This is a genomic window from Halioxenophilus sp. WMMB6, from assembly GCF_033283405.1.
Lineage (GTDB): Bacteria > Pseudomonadota > Gammaproteobacteria > Pseudomonadales > Cellvibrionaceae > Halioxenophilus.
On sequence record NZ_JAWMQR010000004.1, the window covers coordinates 104,229 to 121,919 of the forward strand.

Genomic DNA, 17,691 nt, shown 5'->3' on the forward strand with positions numbered 1-17,691 from the left:
CACATGTCGCGGTTACCCCCGCACGCAGTTAGCCATTTAACGCTATTGGCTACCCGGCCTGGGTTTTACATCAAGCGAAAGCTCTTGAAGAGAGTTGAAATGGCAGTAGCCACGATACTTGAGCAGGATCCCCTCAGCGTTTTCAGCGGTAAAGTCCACTTCAAAATCCACCACGTCATCATTCAATAGTGTTGGCGCCAGGGAATCACTCTCCGGCCAAACCGGCTTTATCATCCGATGGACTTTAGCTTTAAGCTCCGTTACGCAAACTCGCGCATATTGTGGCAGATCAGGACCCTTCTGTTCTTCAATTGGGGGGTCGACATGAGCGTGCAGATCCTCATAGCTATCTCCATCAACCAATACGGCGTAACTCTGCCCTTGCTGATCTCGGCAAAGCACGCGGAACACCGGATGCTCCGCAGTCGATTGGGATTCTAGCAACTCGCCCCTAATTACCTGGCGACAGGTTTCAAACTGACTCACCTGCTGGGCGGATTGAATTAAATCTCCCATGTAACGGGCATAGCTGGCAGGCAACCAGAGCTTCTGCTTAAGTTCACTAGAAACGGTTTCCTCAGCGACACTATTCACCCCCAGCAAAGCGGCCGTTAAACCGAGCAAGGTTGGCCTAAGGAAGCGCGGGTGAGACGAATAAAGCACTGATGACCTCTAACTACTGTTAATTTCGAGCTATTTCGTAAAAAGTGTAGACCATAAAGGAGGCTGGTTCGCGCAATGCACCACCGCTAGCAAGCCGAATTCCCGGCTAAAAAGCCAGAAACTCCGGAAATTCAAAGCAGAGGTATTAAATAAAGAGGGAGAAGGAGCAGATCAAGTACCAAAATTACTGATGCTGGGATTCCATTCCACTAACAGAGTCGCCAGCTCAACCGCTTGATTGTGGAGCGCCTGCAGCTCTTCAAATCCTCCTTTGGGCAAGGAGAGAACTTTTATCCGGCGATGCTTTTCAGCCAAGGGGTGAGATGGGTGTTGTTGACGGTATACTTCCAGCTGCCAGCGCAGCGTGTGGACCACATTTCGATAAAAAGCTTGCTTGATGGGCAGCTTGATCAGCGAAAAGTCATTCAACCGGCCAAAGGCATTAAAGTCCAGACCAAAAACCGTTGCCTGACGACACTGCTCCGCCACACGGATATCTGCACTCCTCGGCTGCCCCAAAATCAAGGCAATTTCACCAAAGACCTCGCCAGCCTGAATTTTGTTAACGATGATTTTCTCATCGTCAGGGCGGTCAACGGTTACAGCCAACTCTCCTCGCAACAGGAAATAGAGCCACTGGTCCTGACTACCGGCATGCAAAAACAGCTGTCCACGCTCCAGAACACTCACTTTAGAGAAAGAGAGCAACACCTGAAACTGTTCTGGATCTTGCTGTTGAATTTGCCGAAAAAATGGGATGTATTGCAGTAGTCGCTCCACATCATCCCGTCGAACACCGCTGAAGGGTTGCATTAGCATAGGAGTAATCGATTGATCCTTTAACGAAAACTAAAACGAACAAGTACTACCACGAGCACCAACCTTGTTACTGCCTTCCTGTCATTACAGCTGCTCACGAGCCAAAGTCAAACCGGGAAGGATGATCGCCCGCCAAAATTAGTGCTGGCAAAGTAGCTGATCCATTGGCACAACTGCCGCCCGTAAAATCAGTTACTGCGAGCCTTAGAGCAAACCGGTTAACCTACTGGCTTAAGCTCCAGGTCTCTTAACTTGGCTCTATCGCCTTCTTCAGATAATTCCTTCACCTGAGCGTTAGCAGACCCCCGAGATATTAGCGGCAGAATCCATCTCTCGTCTTGAAGAGAATCTCAATTCACCATTTTCCGTACGCGCGTGCCCTAAAAGGCGGACTACTACCATTCCTGCGCAAACAACAGCCGTTAATTTTGTACTAATCAGCGACAGCCATCGTTGCGAAAGATCAACCCGAAACAGGAATGCTCCAGGCTATCTCTCGGCAGCGCCTAATGGCCGAAAAGTCGCGACATACGCATAAACTGGCGTCGAATTTCACCAAAATAGATGCTTAAAGGGCGCAATGCTCAAAACGTCTGTGACCTCTATTGCAGAACGAGCTAATAAATCGGTAGACTGCCCAACGACTTCTAGTTAACGGTTCTCGTCTTAGCAATCAAGGCTTTTAGTGTTTACCGGTATAAAAATCAGAATAGCGGCGCCTAAAATTGTGTGCTAGAAGTTAATACAAGGCCACATTGGATGACGGCTAAAAACACCTATAAATAATTATTTGTTATAGCGATACAAGAATAATAACAAGCCAACTATAACGGGAGAGGGGTCAACGTGTTTGGAATCAATATCACACTCCTGCGTCACCTTCGCGGAGCTCTATACCTTTTCGGAATCTGTTGCATTAGCCAAGTAAATGCCGAGCCACTGCTGAATGGGCTTGCCAGTTACCAACAGTTGGGTAATGAACGTTTTATCGCTGCTCTTTATCTGGATAAGTTAACCAGTGATTCAAAGGGAGCATTGGCGGTATCCCAACATCGGCAGATGGAGCTGAGAATTCCCGATAGCTTCAGCGCCCGACGTCACATTCGCACCTGGATTGAGGGCGCGGCTATCAACAACCCCGCCGCCCTTCTCACCGAGCAGGCGGAGGCAATGGTGGCATTTACCGAGCTCATCAACATACCGCTTAAATCCGGCGACCATCTATTAATAGATGCCCCCTGGGAAGGCGCGCCGCTCGTTATATCTTTAAATGGGACGGAGCTCGGCACAATCAGCCAGGCGGGGCTTTTTGACGTGCTGTTGCGCGCCTGGATCGGCAACGTGCCCTTATCATCAACCTTCCGGCAGGAGATCTTAGCCGACGGCAAGGTGGATCCCGATTTACGTGCTCGCTTCACACAACTGACGCCAACCCCGGAACGGGTCGCCTACGCCAAAACACTCACCCAAAAATCGGGGCAGGATAGTGAACAAGCCACCACCGTAGCGGCGGCCACAACCAGCAAGCGGGCACCAAACCCGGCACCGGCTGCAGCAGCCCCCGCTACGGTGGTGGCGGTTCACAAGCCGGCCATCCAGCCACCGTCAACGAAGGTTCACCAACCACCAGCTGCGCCACCACAGCAGGCGGCCAACGTAGCCGAAACCAGCGTCACTGTGGCTTCGGTAGAACCGATTTCCCAGCCACCCGTGGATAAACCAGCGCCCCGGGCCAGCAGTGAAAGCACTGCCCAGAAAAACCCGATCACTTTGGCGTCACTCGGCGATGAGCGCTTAATCGATGATGATGACGATGTCTTGAGCGAGCCACTTAGCGTTAATGATCTGCTCCAGCAGCAACTCTACCATTCCGAGCTACTGTCTTGGGCTTACGGTAAGGTCCGCTATCCCAAACGGGCCGTAGATCGCAACCACGAGGGGCGAGTGACGTTACAGGTGACCATTAATCAGAAAGGGAAAGTGGTTGAAACTGAAACCCTGGATGGCTCCGGTTATTCAACACTGGATAGCGCTGCTATCAGGGCCGTGAAGGATGCCGACCCCTTCCCAGCTCCGCCTATGGAGCTAAACGGTCAGCTTTACTCCTTCACAGTCCCGATAGAGTTTCGTTTACAGTAATTGAGGGCAGGGCCTCAATCTTTTTTCAACAAAGATTCGAGGCCTTTTAGTCTATCTTTCTGCTCATCGTCGAGCTTATCCAGCAGTTTATCCTTCACCTCTTGTTCTGCTCGCTCAGCTGCTTTCTTCTTCACCGCCGACAGGGCTCGGTCGACCAACGGTTTTAATGCAGCCTCGGCCAACTCCGATGGCGTTAGTCCCTTCTCTTCGCTACCCAGATTGGCCAGTGTGAAAGAGGGAATCTCGACATCGACATCACCCAAGGTCGGTGAACGCAGCGCAAGGGAGTTATCTGAAAAGACCAGTTTTTTCACCGCCAACAACACCGGGGCCGACTCTTCAGCAGGCTCACTGGCTGACTCAGTGGAACTGGTAGCGCCACCGCCAGTAGAGGCTTTGATATTATTCAGCAAGGTTTGCAGATTGGAGTCGGTCACACCGGTCTGCTCGGCCAGAATTTTGATACCGGAAATCGTCACCTCATCAATCACGATCACGCCACCTTTTTTGGTTACCGAACTGGGGTCGATATCGAAAACCACCTTATCCAATTCAAAAATATCTGCCTTGCTATAGCCTTTGGGGTTGGCAATCGACAGCCCGCTCAACTCACCGCGCGCCTCTTTTAACTGGATATCAACACCGCTGAGCGTAACACTGGTTTGAGTGACTTTGCTGCCCGCTTCCTCAACGCCATATTTAACCAGGTCGTTAATGTTGGCCACGAAAATGGCAAACACCACCACGATCACCAAAATCAGGGCGACGGCGACTCCCATTAAGATTTTCATTGCTTTCATTGTTGTCACACCTTTTTATTGTTCATAAAAAAAGCCCCCTTGCAGGAGCTTTTCACCATACGGAGCATTAATGAATATTCACCATGGCGCCGCCACCAATCAGCTTTTTTTGCCTTGGTTGGCAACCGCATTCATGGCATCGGCCAGCGCTGCTTCATCGGCCAGATAATAACTTTTGGTGGGTTTTAGATTTTCGTCCAGCTCATACACCAAAGGTGTGGCAGTGGGAATATTGACCTTCATGATCGCTTCGTCGCTCATGTTATCGAGGTATTTCACCAAGGCCCGCAAAGAGTTGCCATGCGCGGCGATCAGAATACGCTTGCCGGCTTTGATATCGGGTACGATGATCTCTTCAAAATAGGGAACCACACGCGCTACGGTATCGGCCAGGCACTCGGTCAATGGAATTTCAGATTCGCTTAAACCGGCATAGCGAGGATCGTTACCCGGATAACGCTCATCGTCTTTGGTTAATGCCGGTGGTGGAATGTCGTAGCTGCGTCGCCAAATCAGCACCTGCTCTTCACCGTGCTTCTCGGCAGTTTCGGCTTTGTTCAGCCCCTGCAGGCCACCGTAATGACGCTCGTTCAATTTCCAGCTGTTAATAACCGGCAGGTAGCAGGCATCCAGTTCCGACATAATGCTCCAGGCGGTTTTGATCGCCCGCGTCAGTACCGAGGTGTAAACCTTGTCGAACATGAAGCCTTCCTGCTTCAGGCGCTGGCCAGCGGCGGTCGCTTCGGCCCGGCCCTTCTCCGACAGATCAACATCCTTCCAACCCGTGAATCGATTTTCTTTGTTCCACACGCTCTCGCCGTGACGAACCAACACCAATTTGTACATTGAAACTCCTAAATTTCCTTAACTAGCCAGTTATCACTCGGTAACCTTGCGGCACTGTATGACGCCCGCTTTAAGCAGGCCGGATTATATCAGCATATGCCCGAAAATGTGGCCGCAGCTTGATCACAGGCAATATTTGCCTCCTCACCCGATCAAGAGTCACTGCTCGACTCCGAACCGGCCTGTCCGAGGAGCGGATAGTCTGACAGAGGGCTTCGGGGCTGCAGAGTTTTGCCGGAGCCCAACATCACCCCCAACCAGCGCGTCTCGTCAAAGCTTTCCAGCGCTATTTTGATGGTCATGGTTAAAGGGATCGATAACAACATCCCCACAGAACCCAGTACCCATCCCCAAAACACCAACGATAAAAATACCACCAGAGCTGACAGGTCGAGCCCCTTACCCATGGTGCGTGGCTCAATTCCGTTGCCGATGATGCCGTTCACCAGCAGAAAGCCTAGAGCGGTTATGGCGGCATCCCCCACCCCCAACTGCACCAGCGACAGCAGGGTCGCCGGCACGGCGGCCAGAATCGAACCCAGAGTGGGAACAAAATTGAGTAAAAAGGCCAACAAGCCCCAGAGGACGGCGTAGTCCACCCCCTGCACCATCAGCCAGATGGTAATGAAAGCCCCGGTCATCAGGCTCATCATCAATTTGATTGCCATGTACCGATTGACGCTGGTGGTAAAGCGTTTTACCGCCACCAGCCCCTCTTCACTTTTGGCAGTGGCCAACATGTACTTATCACCAAAGCGCACCTCTTCAGCCAGAATGAACACCACCGTTAACAAGATGAGGAAGGCGTTGGTCATCAGGTTACCCAAGCTGGCCAAAGTGTTACCCACAAAACCCAAAGCGGCGCCGGGATCGAAGCTATCGCGCCACTGTTTGGGGTCGAACTCCAGACCAAATCGCGCTAGCATGTTGAGCATGTCGTTGCTGATCAACTGCAAACGCTGCTGATAGAGCGGCAGATCGGCGCGAAAACTGTTGATGGAACTGCCGACCACCGCACCCACCACTACGCCGATCACAATAATGGCCGTGATAATAATCAGAATCGCTAACCAGCTGGGTACCCCGACCCGTTTCATCCAGGTCAACGGAGGCGAGCATAAAACCGCGATAAAAAGCGAGAGAAAAAACGGTACCAATATAGCCTCCGCTGCCCGCATACCCGCCACCACGATCACCACCGCGGCGGAAACCACCAGAAAGCGAATTACTGGTGAAAATTGTAAGGTCATCCTACCCCCTAATCCTGTTATTGCCCGCCTGCACCCGGGTCGTTGATAAGTTTTGCCAATTTCGGCAACAGTTTCGCCACCCGCTGGCGGCCGCGCTCTGATAAGACATAGTCGCCAATGGTACGGGATTCCCGTTCATCAATGGCCAGACACAATCGACGAATCCGTTCCAACTCCGGGTTATCGCGGATCTCATAAGCCAGGAACACCTGCCAATCGTTGGCATTGGCCTGCCCGACCAATACCTGCTCAAGCAGCTGCTGAACTCTGCTGGCAGAGACCCGGTACCGCGGCGTTTTCACGTTCAACAGCAGCCATAAAACCAGGGCAAACACGAGTACAGAGATCGCCACGGACACCAAATAAGCCACAACTTCATCACTCAATTTTGCTGATTGTCGAATAAATTACGGTTGCCGGGCGGGCATATCAGCCACCGGGCATTGTCGGTTCAATTTCCCAGTCAACAAAATAATCGTTTTGTTTGGTGCCAAGCTCACCTATAATGTCCGGCTTGATTGGCCCGGCCAACTCCGCCATTTTCTACTCGTGGGGCGGTAGCATTTCGGAAAACTGCCACTTTTCAGTGTGCAGTCGTTTGGTGAGGGTCGCACACTATAGTTCCAGTTTTACAGGCACCCTCAACATGTCCGAGCAAATTACCGGCGATTTCTCATCGCTGGGCTTACCTAATTCCCTATGTGAATCCCTTAAATCCCTAGGTTACGAACTTCCCTCACCTATCCAGGCGCAGAGCATACCGGTTCTGCTGGAAGGACGCGATCTTCTGGGCCTGGCGCAAACCGGCACGGGTAAAACCGCCGCCTTTGCACTACCTATTCTCACCACCATCAACCTGAAGAAAGCCAGCCCTCAGGCGCTGATTCTGGCCCCCACCCGGGAGCTCGCCATCCAGGTGGCAGAGGCTTTCCAAAGTTACGCCGCCAATATTCCCGGCTTCCACATTGCCCCCATCTATGGCGGCCAGGATATGCGCGCTCAGCTGCGCCAGCTGCAGCGTGGTGTGCACGTGGTGGTTGGTACCCCAGGTCGGGTTATGGACCACCTGCGCCGCAACAGTTTGGATCTATCCAGCCTCAACATGGTGGTGCTCGACGAAGCCGACGAAATGCTGCGCATGGGCTTTATCGATGATGTCGAGTGGATTCTCGATCACACCCCAGATGAGCGTCAGGTGGCGCTGTTCTCTGCCACCATGCCATCGGCTATCAAAAAGATCACCAATAACTACCTGAAAGATCCGGTTCGTATTCAGATTGAAGCGAAAACCAAAACCGTTGATCGCATTGAACAGCAGTACGTTATGGTCAGCCCGGCCCGCAAAATCGATGCCTTGACCCGCATTCTTGAAGTCGAAGACTTCGACGGCCTGATCATGTTTGTACGCACCAAGACTGCCACCGTTGATCTGGCCCAGAAGCTGGAAGCCCGCGGCTACGCCAGTGCCGCACTGAATGGCGATATCAACCAGAAGCAGCGCGAAATCACCATCGAGCAGCTGAAAAACGGCAAAATCGACGTGGTAATCGCCACCGATGTCGCCGCGCGTGGCATTGATGTACCCCGCATTACCCACGTGGTGAACTACGATATCCCCTACGACAACGAAGCCTACGTGCACCGCATCGGCCGCACCGGCCGCGCCGGTCGTTCCGGTAAAGCCATTTTGCTGGTGACCCCCCGGGAACGGCACCTGTTGCGCTCCATCGAGCGCAGCACTGGCCAGCCGATTGCCGAGTCACGCCTGCCCACTTCGGAAGAGCTGACCACCCGCCGCGTGTCCCAATTCCGCGAAAACATTCTGGAGACCCTGGAATCACAGGATCTGAGCGAATTCAAACAACTGGTGACAGAAGTTCAGGCGGAAGCCAATGTCGACGCCGAAGAGGTGGCCGCAGCCCTGGCCTACCTAGCTCAGTCTGACCGGCCGCTGTTTGTTAGCAAAGACCGTCTGCTCGACGAACCCCTGGTCAGCAACCACCGTGAGTCGCGCGGCGACCGCGAGCGCCGCCCTGGCAATCGCGACAACCGCGAGCGCAATCGAGCGCCCATGGACTGTTATCGTGTGGAAGTGGGCCGCAACGACGGCGTACGGCCAGCCGACCTGGTGGGCGCCATTGCCAATGAAGCGAAGATGCGTAGCAACAATATTGGCCAGATCACCATTAACGATAGTTACAGTCTGGTACAGCTGCCGCAAAATATGTCGAGCAAGGTTACCAGCCTGTTGAAGCGGGTCTATGTTCGCAACAAACCGCTAAATCTTAGCCGGGTGGACGACTCGGAAATGGCCAACCAGCAGCGTCGACGCCGCTAAGCCGCCACACTAAGCCCGCCCCCCGCGTGGTCGCAGTATCACACAGCTGTGACCTGCACCACGCCCAACCACCCCAAACGCAGCGCCAGCAGCGTCAAGACCAGAGCCACCGCTCGATTCACCCCCAACTGCCAACGGCGTGAGCCAACCAGCCAGCGGCTGATTCTGGCGGCCATCACAGCAATGGTGATAAACACCAGCAGTGCCGCTGTGATAAACAAGCCACCCAAAACCATTATCTGCCCGGCCGCGCCCACCCCCGCCGGCACAAATTGCGGCAAAAAGGCGAGAAAGAAGAGCAACACTTTGGGGTTGCTCAGGTTCATCACCACACCCCGGCCATAAAAGCTGGCCAGAGAACGTTGGCTAGCCTCGTCCGCGCTGCCGTTTAGGTCGATGACAACAACACCGCTGCGCCAACTGCCCCAGGCGAGATAGGCCAGATAGCCACAGCCAAACAGCGCCAACAGCGCCAATGCCCAGGGGCGCTGCCCAATAAACTGCGCCACGCCCAGGGCAACCAGTGCGGTGTGAACCAGCAGCCCGCTACAGAGTCCCAAGGTTATTGCCACACCGACCCGCGCCCCAGCCTGCAGTGACTGCGCTAACACGTACAGGTTATCCGGCCCCGGGCTCAGCGCGAGCAGCAGGCTCGCCAGAAAAAAACTAAAGTACAAACAGATGCCTCATATAGGATCTAAACTGATGAAGAGCGCATTGATGACCAAATAAAATTGAAGTGAATGCCGCCTGTTTCGTCTTTGCTGCCAAGAAATGCTATGTAAGAATGGCCTGAAACTCCAACTACTGTGGTAACACCACTGCTCATGACTAACCTCTTGTCCCGATCACGCCGCCGTAAATTTACATCAATCCTCGCACTCCTTTCACTCTGCTTTATGGTTACCGCCTGCAGCCCGGGCGAAAGCCGAGTGGAACAGGGCAACCGCGAACAGGTTTTTCACCTGGAAAACAGCGCCGAGCCCATGAGCCTGGACCCGCAGGTGAGTACCGGAGTCCCCGAAAACAATATCATCATGGCCCTGTTCGAGGGGCTGGTGAGCCGCGACCCGGTCAATTTGACCCCGGTTCCCGGCATTGCCGACCGCTGGGAGATCAGTGACGACGGTTTGGTGTATACCTTCCACATTCGCGACAATGCCCGTTGGTCCAACGGTGAACCCATGACGGCGGAAGACTATCGCTGGTCCTGGATGCGCGAGCTGGACCCAATGATGGCCAGCGAATACGCCTACATGCTCTTCCCCGTTAAAAACGCGGAACGTTACTTCACCGGCGAGGTGGATGATTTCGACCAGGTGGGGGTTAAGGTGCTCGATGACCACAACCTACAGGTGACCCTGGAAAACCCCACCCCCTATTTTCTGCAGCTGTTGGATCACCACTCAACCTATGCGGTACCGCAAAAAGTGATCCTTGCCCACGGCGAAATGACCGACCACTACTCGGACTGGACCCGCCCCGGGAATATGGTGGGCAGCGGCCCTTTTGTACTGACCGAATGGAAGCTTTACCACGAAATCAAAGTGGAAAAAAACCCCTACTACTGGGACGCCGATAAAGTCAAACTCAACGCCATCTACTTCTACCCCATTGAAAACTACTCCACCGCTGAGCGTATGTTCCGGGTCGGTCAGGTACACAAAACCTACGAACTCCCCCTCGATAAAGTCCCCTACTACCGCGAATACGCGCCAGAAAAACTGCAGAACAACCCCTACTTCGGCACCTATTACTACCAATTTAACCTGACCCGCAAACCCTTCGACGATGTGCGGGTCCGCCAGGCGCTGTCGATGGCCATCGACCGCCAGGCGATTGTCGACATGGTGATGTACGGCGTGGTCGACCCGGGCATGACCATGACGCCACCCGGCGTTAACGGTTACGAACCGCCAAGAATTATTGAATTCAACCCAGACAAAGCCCGCCAGCTGCTGGCCGAGGCCGGCTACCCCAACGGCGAAGGTTTCCCCCCGGTGGAGTTGCTCTACAACACCAATGAGTCGCACCGCAAAATTGCTGTGGCAGTACAGCAGATGTGGAAAAAATACCTGAATGTCGAAATCGCCCTCACTAATCAGGAGTGGAAGGTCTATATCGACAGCCGCAACCGGCTCGATTACGACATCGCCCGCGCCGGCTGGATTGGCGACGTCACCGACCCGATGAACTTCCTGGACCTTGGCCTCTCCACCAACGGCAACAACCGCTCCGGTTACAACGACCCCGCCTACGACAAAATGATTCTGGAGACCATTCCGCAGAGCAAAACCTTGGACGAACGCAATCACAACTTTTTTATTGCCGAAACCAAGCTGATGAACGACATGCCGTTCATACCCATCTACACCTACAAAACCAAAAACCTTCAAGACCCGAGCGTAAAGAATCTCTACCCGAACTACCTCAATCTTTACTACTACAAATACGTCAGCCTTGGTGATTAATTCATGGCCCGCTTTTTTTTAATTCGGCTACTGCAAGCCATCCCTGTTCTATTGGTGGTAATTACGGTTACCTTCTTTCTGGTGCGCTTTGCCCCCGGCGGCCCATTCGATGGTGAGAAGCAGGTAGAGCCCTCGGTAAAACGCGCACTGGAAGCTCAATACCGCTTGGACCAACCCCTCGCTAACCAATATTTCGCCTACCTGGGTGATCTCTTTCAGGGCGACCTGGGCCCCTCCTTTAAATACCCCGGCCGCAGCGTTAATGAACTCATCGCCACAGGCTTTCCCGTTACCGCCGAACTTGGCTTCTACGCCATTCTGGTGGCGCTGGCCTTGGGCGGGACTGCCGGAGTAATCGCCGCGTTAAAGCCCAACACGGCCCAGGACTACATTCCCATGTCCACCGCCATGATTGGTATCTGTATGCCGGCCTTTCTGTTGGGGCCGTTGTTGATGCTGATTTTTGGCATCTGGCTGGAGTGGCTGCCGGTCTCCGGCTGGGGCGACCTGCCCGGCGATAAAATTCTGCCCAGCTTTACTCTGGGTGCCGCCTATGCCGCTTACGTGGCCCGCTTAAGCCGCGGCGGCATGTTAGAGGTGTTATCGCAAGACTACATTCGCACCGCCCGCGCCAAAGGCCTGCCGGAATATATCGTGGTATTGAAGCATGGCTTGCGCGGCGGCATGCTGCCAGTGGTGGCTTATCTAGGGCCCGCCTTTGCGGGTATTCTCTCCGGCTCCTTTGTGGTCGAAACCGTTTTTCAAATTCACGGCCTTGGTCGCTTCTATGTGCAGGCAGCTTTCAACCGCGACTACACCTTAATTCTTGGCACCACGGTTTTTCTCGCCGGTTTAATTATTCTGTTTAACCTGTTATCCGATGTGTTGGCCGCTTACCTCAACCCACGCCTGCGCGCTGAAGTACGAGGTAAAGCATGAGCGAAACAACCAATATCAACCAGTTTGAAGCGGGCACCTCGCTCTGGGCCGATGCCTGGGTGCGCCTAAAAAGAAATAAACTGGCCATCACCGGTTTAATTATTTTGCTGATCACCGCGGTGCTCTGCCTACTCACCCCCTGGATTGCCCCCTACGGTTATGAGGAACAAAACCTGGCCCTGGGCGCGGCGCCACCCTCCTGGCAGCATTGGTTGGGCACCGACACCCTGGGCCGCGATATGCTCACCCGCATTCTTTATGGCGGCCGCGTTTCGTTAATGGTCGGTTTAATTGCTACCGGCGTGGCTTTGGTGATTGGCGTTACCTGGGGTGCGATTGCCGGCTATAGCGGCGGGCGTGTGGACACCATCATGATGCGTCTGGTCGACATCATCTACGCCCTCCCCTTTATGATTTTTATTGTGCTGTTGATGGTGGTGTTTGGCCGCTCTCTGTTTTTGTTGTTTTTAGCCATTGGTGCCGTCGAGTGGTTAACCATGGCGCGCATCGTTCGCGGCCAGGTGCAGAATTTAAAACAGTTGGAATTTGTTGAGGCGGCGATCTCCATTGGCTTGTCGAAATGGACCATCATCTGGCGGCATATCATCCCCAACGCGCTTGGCCCAGTGATTGTTTACACCACCCTCACCATTCCCAGCGTGATGCTGCTGGAGGCCTTTTTAAGTTTCCTCGGCCTCGGCATCCAGCCGCCACAGTCGTCCTGGGGGGTGTTGATCTCTTACGGTGTAGAGAGCATGGAGGAGTACCCGTGGCTGCTGATTTTTCCCGGCCTAACGCTCTCTATTGTGCTCTTTTCGTTAAATTTCCTGGGTGATGGCTTACGCGATGCCCTGGACGTTCGCGCCTCCAAGGATTAATCGAGCAGACCATGTCACTTTTAACCGTTAATAATTTATCCATCAGTTTTCACACCCGTAACGGCGTAAGCCAGGCGGTTGATGATGTCAGCTTTTCGGTCGATACCGGTCAAACGCTTGCCATCGTTGGCGAGTCCGGCTCCGGAAAATCGGTGAGCTGCTACTCCATTCTGGGATTAATTCCCTCGCCCCCTGGCAAGATCGATGGCGGCCAAGCGTTGTTTGAGGGCGTCGACCTTCTGCAGTGTAGTGAACAGCAATTGCGGCTGATTCGCGGCAACGATATCGCCATGATCTTCCAAGACCCAATGACCTGCCTCAACCCATTCCTGACTGTGGGCGAGCAACTTATTGAGCCGCTCACCTATCACCACAACCTGTCACGCAAAGAGGCCAAGGCCCGAGCGATTGAACTGTTGCGTGAGGTGGGTATTCGCGAGCCGGAAAAAAGCTACTACGCCTGGCCTCACGAATTTTCCGGCGGCATGCGCCAGCGGGTAATGATTGCCATGGCTTTGATCGCCGAACCTAAATTACTGATCGCCGACGAGCCAACCACCGCGCTCGACGTCACCATTCAAAAGCAGATACTGGAACTGATTAAACAGCTGCAACAGAAGCGCAACATCGGCGTGATTTTTATCAGCCACGATTTAGCCGTGGTGAAAGATCTGGCCGACCAGGTCATTGTTATGCAACAGGGCAAGGTGGTCGAACACGGCGAAACCAAAGCCGTCTTCAACGCCCCACAACACCCCTATACACAAAAACTATTGGCCGCCATTCCGCACGGGGCCAAAGCTGCCGAAAGCCAGGCAGACAACAACACTCCGCTATTAACCGTTGACGGTGTGTCGGTCGATTTTGTCGTGAACGGGCAAAATTTCAGGGCGGTGAACCGGGCCTCGTTTCATCTAAATAAAGGTGAAATTATGGGGTTGGTGGGTGAATCCGGGTCGGGCAAGTCGACGCTCGGCCGTGCAATTATACGCCTGGTCGAGACCAGCGAAGGGACAATCACCTTCGCCGGTAACGATATTCAATCGATGAATGCCAAGCAATTCAAACCCTGGCGACGGCGCATGCAGATGATCTTCCAGGATCCCTACGCCTCGCTCAACCCACGCATGACCATCTACGACACACTGGCAGAGCCAATGAAATTACACGGCATCGCCAAAGGCGCCGCGCTCAGTGAAGCCGTTTTAAAATTGATGGACGATGTCGGCCTGGCCCGCGCCTATGTGCGCAAATATCCCCATGAATTTTCCGGTGGCCAGCGCCAGCGCATCGCCATCGGCCGCGCCATTGCCACCAAGCCCGAGTTTATTGTGGCCGATGAGCCTGTCTCCGCGCTGGATGTGACGATTCAAAAGCAGATTTTGGAGTTGCTGGAGTTTCTGGTCGAGAAACACAATCTGAGCATGCTGTTCATCTCCCACGATTTGAGTGTGGTTCGCAAACTCTGTGACCGGGTTATCGTGCTTAAACACGGCGAGCTGCTTGAGGAGGGGGATGTGGAGACGGTTTGGCATCAACCTCAGGCCCAGTACACAAAATTATTGTTATCTGCCGCACATATCAACGCTTAAAGCACCGAATTTTGTACCATTCCTCGGTAAAAGATAGCGATCACGCCCAGATCGACTAGGTTTTAATGTAAGGGGCTGATGCCTTTCGGCCTTTTACTAAGGAATGGAATATATGGAAATCGACCAAAGTGTGGAGAAGCACTTCGCTGTTGGTGAATTGGTCATGCATCGCTATGAAGGCTACCGGGCCGTGATCTACGATGTGGATCCGGATTTCTGCATGAGCGACAAATGGTACAGCCAACATGCCAACGGCCACCCACCGGCCAAGGAGCAAAGCTGGTATCACGTGCTGGTGCACGGCACTGGCGAAGCGGCTTATGTACCCGAAGAGTTTCTTTGTCGAGACAGCTCAACGGCACCAATTAGCCACCCGCTGGTGGGCCGATATTTTAACGCCTTCGACTGCGGCGTTTACCGCCCATCCCGCCTACCCAGTTACTGACCCAATCAGCAGAAACCGACCACACTGTGCGCCCGGTCATTAATCGCTAATAACGCGGCCGCGATAGATACGCACAGGTTTACGGCCAGCCTCTCCCCCAGCGGGCGCCGCCACTTTGGGCTCCTCATGACTCACCGTGCCTCGGTAGGCACCCACCACCATTCGCTTGGCATCCACACTGGCAGGATCTTCCAGGCGAACCGGCCACTCGCCCCCGGCCAACGCCATCAACTCTTTAATCAGTGCCCGACATACAGCATCGGGTTTATCTTCATGAAAACTTCTAACGAGCATTGACAACAACTCAGGATTCGCCAGCTTTACCTCGGCTTTTAGCTCGGCGCGTATCCGTCGACGAATTTCGTACACCAGATCGATCATTGGTTTGGTAAACTGCATGATTACCCTTTTTTATTAATTGATAGATGAGTCATCGCTGAAACCAGCGGCACCCAAGACTCGGCCAGAAAGGAACTGATTGGAATGCATGAAATAGACCGCTTAGCCTATTTACGCGCTCTAGGCATAGCCAATTACATGCCACGCTGGCAGCTACCGGGGGCACCGGAGCCCTATCTCAATCCCAACCTGGTCAGGCAGGAGGAGGTCAGCCCGGATACACCTCTTTTGGCGCCTATTTCTTCCCCTGAGGGGCTTGAGCCTCCCTCAACACCGCCGCAGGCCCGGCCTCAACCATTGGTTGGGACTGCGCCTCCCGCCCCAATCGCGGAACCACGAGTTGGGCCCGATCTGGTTTCACCAATAGCCAAAGCGAACAGCCCCGTAACCAGGCCCCAAAAGGCAGCTGAACAGCGCTCAAGCGCGGCATTGGAGCGCATAGCAGTACGCTTCTCACTCAGTTTTTGGCGAGTTTCAGAAGAGTTGATGATTGTCGATTCCCGTCACCCTGAACTGGCGTTACCCACCGAAAAGCTCCTGCTCAACATTCTCACAGCCCTCGGCTATCCGCGAGAACTTCCCAGTGCCGAAATTGTGCAGTGGCCAATGATCGATGCCCCCCATCAGGACCAGGGCGACACTGCAGCACGGGAAACTCTGCACGCCTTTCTTGATGCCCAATTTCTGTTGAACCCTGGCCGGCATCTGCTGCTCATGGGCAGCGATGCTGCCCACTACTTACTCAGCGGCGAGCAGCCTTACACCGACCTGCTGGGTTCTGAGCAAAAACTGGAGGAGTTCGACCTGACCGCTCGCATCACACCAAGCCTGACAGAGATGCTGCAAGAGCCAGCCAAGAAAGCCGTCACTTGGCAAGCTATACGAGGCTTGCGCCGTGGATGAAGGAGAACACCTGGCAATCGTGCCAATGACCCCAGACCACCTCGTCGCGGTTTTGAAGATAGAAAAGGCCAACCAGCTGAGCCCGTGGAGCCAACAGGAATTCGAACGCAGCCTGAATAACCCAAAACGCTTAGCTTGGGTGGCCACAAAAGGCGAACAGGTGATTGGCTTTGCCGTTTACGGCTTGGTGGCCAGAGAAGCGGAACTGCTCACCATCAGCATTCTCGCCTCCGAGCAGAGCCGAGGCTACGGTCGCGAGCTTCTGGCGACCACGATGGCAACACTCAACGCCGACGAGCTGTTTTTGGAAGTCAGAGAGAGTAACCAACCAGCACGTGCGCTGTATGAAAGCTTTGGCTTCAATGAGGTCGGACTGAGACCAAACTACTACCCAAGTAATAGCGACCGTGAAGATGCCATTATCTACGCGATCGATTTGGCGCTGCTAGGCTAGAGTGAGTTCGATAGGGTCTTATGTTAAGGATACGGAAGGCCAGAAAAGCAAAAGCCCGTAGGCGTTACACAGTCACCCACGGGCATTAATTAGTTCAATCAACTAATCAAGTCAAAGACTTACAGGCTTGCGCTCTTGTAAGTGGCCAACAGTTGGTTGTACTGGTCGGCAGCAATGTGCATTTCATCAACCAAGCTATTGTAGCTTTTGGTGTTGGTCTGACAGATCAGGCGCTTTTCAGCGTCTTCGATGTAGTTAAGCACGTTTTGACGAACGCTCATCAGCTCATCAGCAGTGTTAACCAATTGGGGAATTTCAGGTGCGTTAACAGGTACTTGGGCACAGAAATCAGTTTCGGCGAAAGCTGGCAAACAAAAGCCTACCAGGGAACAAGCTAAAAGAAGCTTTTTCATAACGGTTTCCTCAAAGTTAGGAATAAAAGCAGGCAATGGGCCTGAGAAAGTAAACGACAAATTAGCAGCGGGGCCACTGGCCTTGGTGATGCAAAACGCGCCAACCCAGCGAAAAGTAAGCTGCATGTTTAATATACAACACCTTTTCATGCTGCGCCACAACATTTTGTAACAAATTGTCAAAATATTTGCGATTGTAGAGATCTCTCTACAAATTCAGCTTCACCATGGTCAGCGAAAATACGCCACTGGCCGCAGGGGTTGGTTGGGACTAGATCAATATCAAGGTGGCCGCTAATTCCGACGATCAACGCTTGCTGCAACCTGCACGACAACATAATT

The 17,691-nt window shown here is 53.5% G+C and carries 18 protein-coding genes; 9 read left to right on the forward strand and 9 right to left on the reverse strand.

Going from position 1 to position 17,691, the window contains the following annotated elements:
* Positions 1 to 42: 42 nt before the first annotated feature.
* Positions 43 to 663: a hypothetical protein gene (locus SBL51_RS12245; protein WP_317931250.1), complete on the reverse strand. Its 621-nt coding sequence runs from the start codon at positions 661 to 663 to the stop codon at positions 43 to 45.
* A 171-nt stretch (positions 664 to 834) separates the two neighbouring features.
* On the reverse strand, positions 835 to 1,482 hold the full coding sequence (locus SBL51_RS12250; protein WP_317931251.1) for a cyclic nucleotide-binding domain-containing protein: 648 nt from the start codon (positions 1,480 to 1,482) through the stop codon (positions 835 to 837).
* An 846-nt stretch (positions 1,483 to 2,328) separates the two neighbouring features.
* On the opposite strand from SBL51_RS12250, the gene SBL51_RS12255 reads away from it, so the two are divergent.
* On the forward strand, positions 2,329 to 3,621 hold the full coding sequence (locus tag SBL51_RS12255; protein WP_317931252.1) for a TonB family protein: 1,293 nt from the start codon (positions 2,329 to 2,331) through the stop codon (positions 3,619 to 3,621).
* Positions 3,622 to 3,635: 14 nt separating this feature from the next.
* On the opposite strand, the gene SBL51_RS12260 is transcribed toward SBL51_RS12255, so the two are convergent.
* The 4 genes from SBL51_RS12260 to SBL51_RS12275 form a co-directional block, all read right to left on the reverse strand.
* Positions 3,636 to 4,421 carry a hypothetical protein gene (locus SBL51_RS12260; protein ID WP_317931253.1) on the reverse strand — a complete coding sequence of 262 codons (786 nt, stop codon included), beginning with the start codon at positions 4,419 to 4,421 and terminating at the stop codon, positions 3,636 to 3,638.
* Positions 4,422 to 4,520: 99 nt separating this feature from the next.
* Positions 4,521 to 5,267: a 2,3-diphosphoglycerate-dependent phosphoglycerate mutase gene (gene gpmA / locus SBL51_RS12265; protein WP_317931254.1), complete on the reverse strand. Its 747-nt coding sequence runs from the start codon at positions 5,265 to 5,267 to the stop codon at positions 4,521 to 4,523.
* A 152-nt stretch (positions 5,268 to 5,419) separates the two neighbouring features.
* The gene (locus SBL51_RS12270) at positions 5,420 to 6,517 is read right to left on the reverse strand and encodes an AI-2E family transporter (RefSeq protein ID WP_317931255.1); all 1,098 of its coding nucleotides are present in this window, start codon (positions 6,515 to 6,517) and stop codon (positions 5,420 to 5,422) included.
* 17 nt (positions 6,518 to 6,534) lie between these two features.
* Positions 6,535 to 6,888, reverse strand: coding sequence for a hypothetical protein (locus tag SBL51_RS12275; RefSeq protein WP_317931256.1), 354 nt, complete (start codon positions 6,886 to 6,888; stop codon positions 6,535 to 6,537).
* Positions 6,889 to 7,163: 275 nt separating this feature from the next.
* Here SBL51_RS12275 and SBL51_RS12280 point away from each other — a divergent pair, with 275 nt between their 5' ends.
* Positions 7,164 to 8,855, forward strand: a complete 1,692-nt coding sequence (locus tag SBL51_RS12280) for a DEAD/DEAH box helicase (RefSeq protein ID WP_317931257.1) — start codon at positions 7,164 to 7,166, stop codon at positions 8,853 to 8,855.
* A 38-nt stretch (positions 8,856 to 8,893) separates the two neighbouring features.
* On the opposite strand, the gene SBL51_RS12285 is transcribed toward SBL51_RS12280, so the two are convergent.
* Positions 8,894 to 9,532 carry a LysE family translocator gene (locus SBL51_RS12285; protein WP_317931258.1) on the reverse strand — a complete coding sequence of 213 codons (639 nt, stop codon included), beginning with the start codon at positions 9,530 to 9,532 and terminating at the stop codon, positions 8,894 to 8,896.
* 150 nt (positions 9,533 to 9,682) lie between these two features.
* Between SBL51_RS12285 and SBL51_RS12290 the strand changes: the two genes are divergently transcribed.
* The 5 genes from SBL51_RS12290 (at position 9,683) to hspQ (ending at position 15,180) form a co-directional block, all read left to right on the forward strand.
* The gene (locus SBL51_RS12290; RefSeq protein ID WP_317931259.1) at positions 9,683 to 11,326 is read left to right on the forward strand and encodes a peptide ABC transporter substrate-binding protein; all 1,644 of its coding nucleotides are present in this window, start codon (positions 9,683 to 9,685) and stop codon (positions 11,324 to 11,326) included.
* 3 nt (positions 11,327 to 11,329) lie between these two features.
* Complete coding sequence (locus SBL51_RS12295) at positions 11,330 to 12,265, forward strand: ABC transporter permease (protein ID WP_317931260.1); 936 nt, start codon at positions 11,330 to 11,332, stop codon at positions 12,263 to 12,265.
* A complete protein-coding gene (locus SBL51_RS12300; protein ID WP_317931261.1) occupies positions 12,262 to 13,143 on the forward strand; it encodes an ABC transporter permease in 882 nt (293 codons plus the stop codon). The genes SBL51_RS12295 and SBL51_RS12300 overlap by 4 nt, the downstream gene beginning before the upstream one ends.
* 11 nt (positions 13,144 to 13,154) lie before the next feature.
* Positions 13,155 to 14,735 carry a dipeptide ABC transporter ATP-binding protein gene (locus SBL51_RS12305; RefSeq protein WP_317931262.1) on the forward strand — a complete coding sequence of 527 codons (1,581 nt, stop codon included), beginning with the start codon at positions 13,155 to 13,157 and terminating at the stop codon, positions 14,733 to 14,735.
* 112 nt (positions 14,736 to 14,847) lie between these two features.
* On the forward strand, positions 14,848 to 15,180 hold the full coding sequence (gene hspQ / locus SBL51_RS12310) for a heat shock protein HspQ (RefSeq protein ID WP_317931263.1): 333 nt from the start codon (positions 14,848 to 14,850) through the stop codon (positions 15,178 to 15,180).
* Between the two features lie 39 nt (positions 15,181 to 15,219).
* On the opposite strand, the gene SBL51_RS12315 is transcribed toward hspQ, so the two are convergent.
* Positions 15,220 to 15,579 carry a hypothetical protein gene (locus SBL51_RS12315; RefSeq protein ID WP_317931264.1) on the reverse strand — a complete coding sequence of 120 codons (360 nt, stop codon included), beginning with the start codon at positions 15,577 to 15,579 and terminating at the stop codon, positions 15,220 to 15,222.
* A 429-nt stretch (positions 15,580 to 16,008) separates the two neighbouring features.
* Between SBL51_RS12315 and SBL51_RS12320 the strand changes: the two genes are divergently transcribed.
* A complete protein-coding gene (locus SBL51_RS12320) occupies positions 16,009 to 16,482 on the forward strand; it encodes a hypothetical protein (RefSeq protein ID WP_317931265.1) in 474 nt (157 codons plus the stop codon).
* On the forward strand, positions 16,475 to 16,936 hold the full coding sequence (rimI, locus tag SBL51_RS12325; protein ID WP_317931266.1) for a ribosomal protein S18-alanine N-acetyltransferase: 462 nt from the start codon (positions 16,475 to 16,477) through the stop codon (positions 16,934 to 16,936). The genes SBL51_RS12320 and rimI overlap by 8 nt, the downstream gene beginning before the upstream one ends.
* 119 nt (positions 16,937 to 17,055) lie before the next feature.
* Here rimI and SBL51_RS12330 read toward each other — a convergent pair whose 3' ends face one another.
* On the reverse strand, positions 17,056 to 17,475 hold the full coding sequence (locus SBL51_RS12330; protein WP_317931267.1) for a hypothetical protein: 420 nt from the start codon (positions 17,473 to 17,475) through the stop codon (positions 17,056 to 17,058).
* Positions 17,476 to 17,691 lie beyond the last annotated feature (216 nt).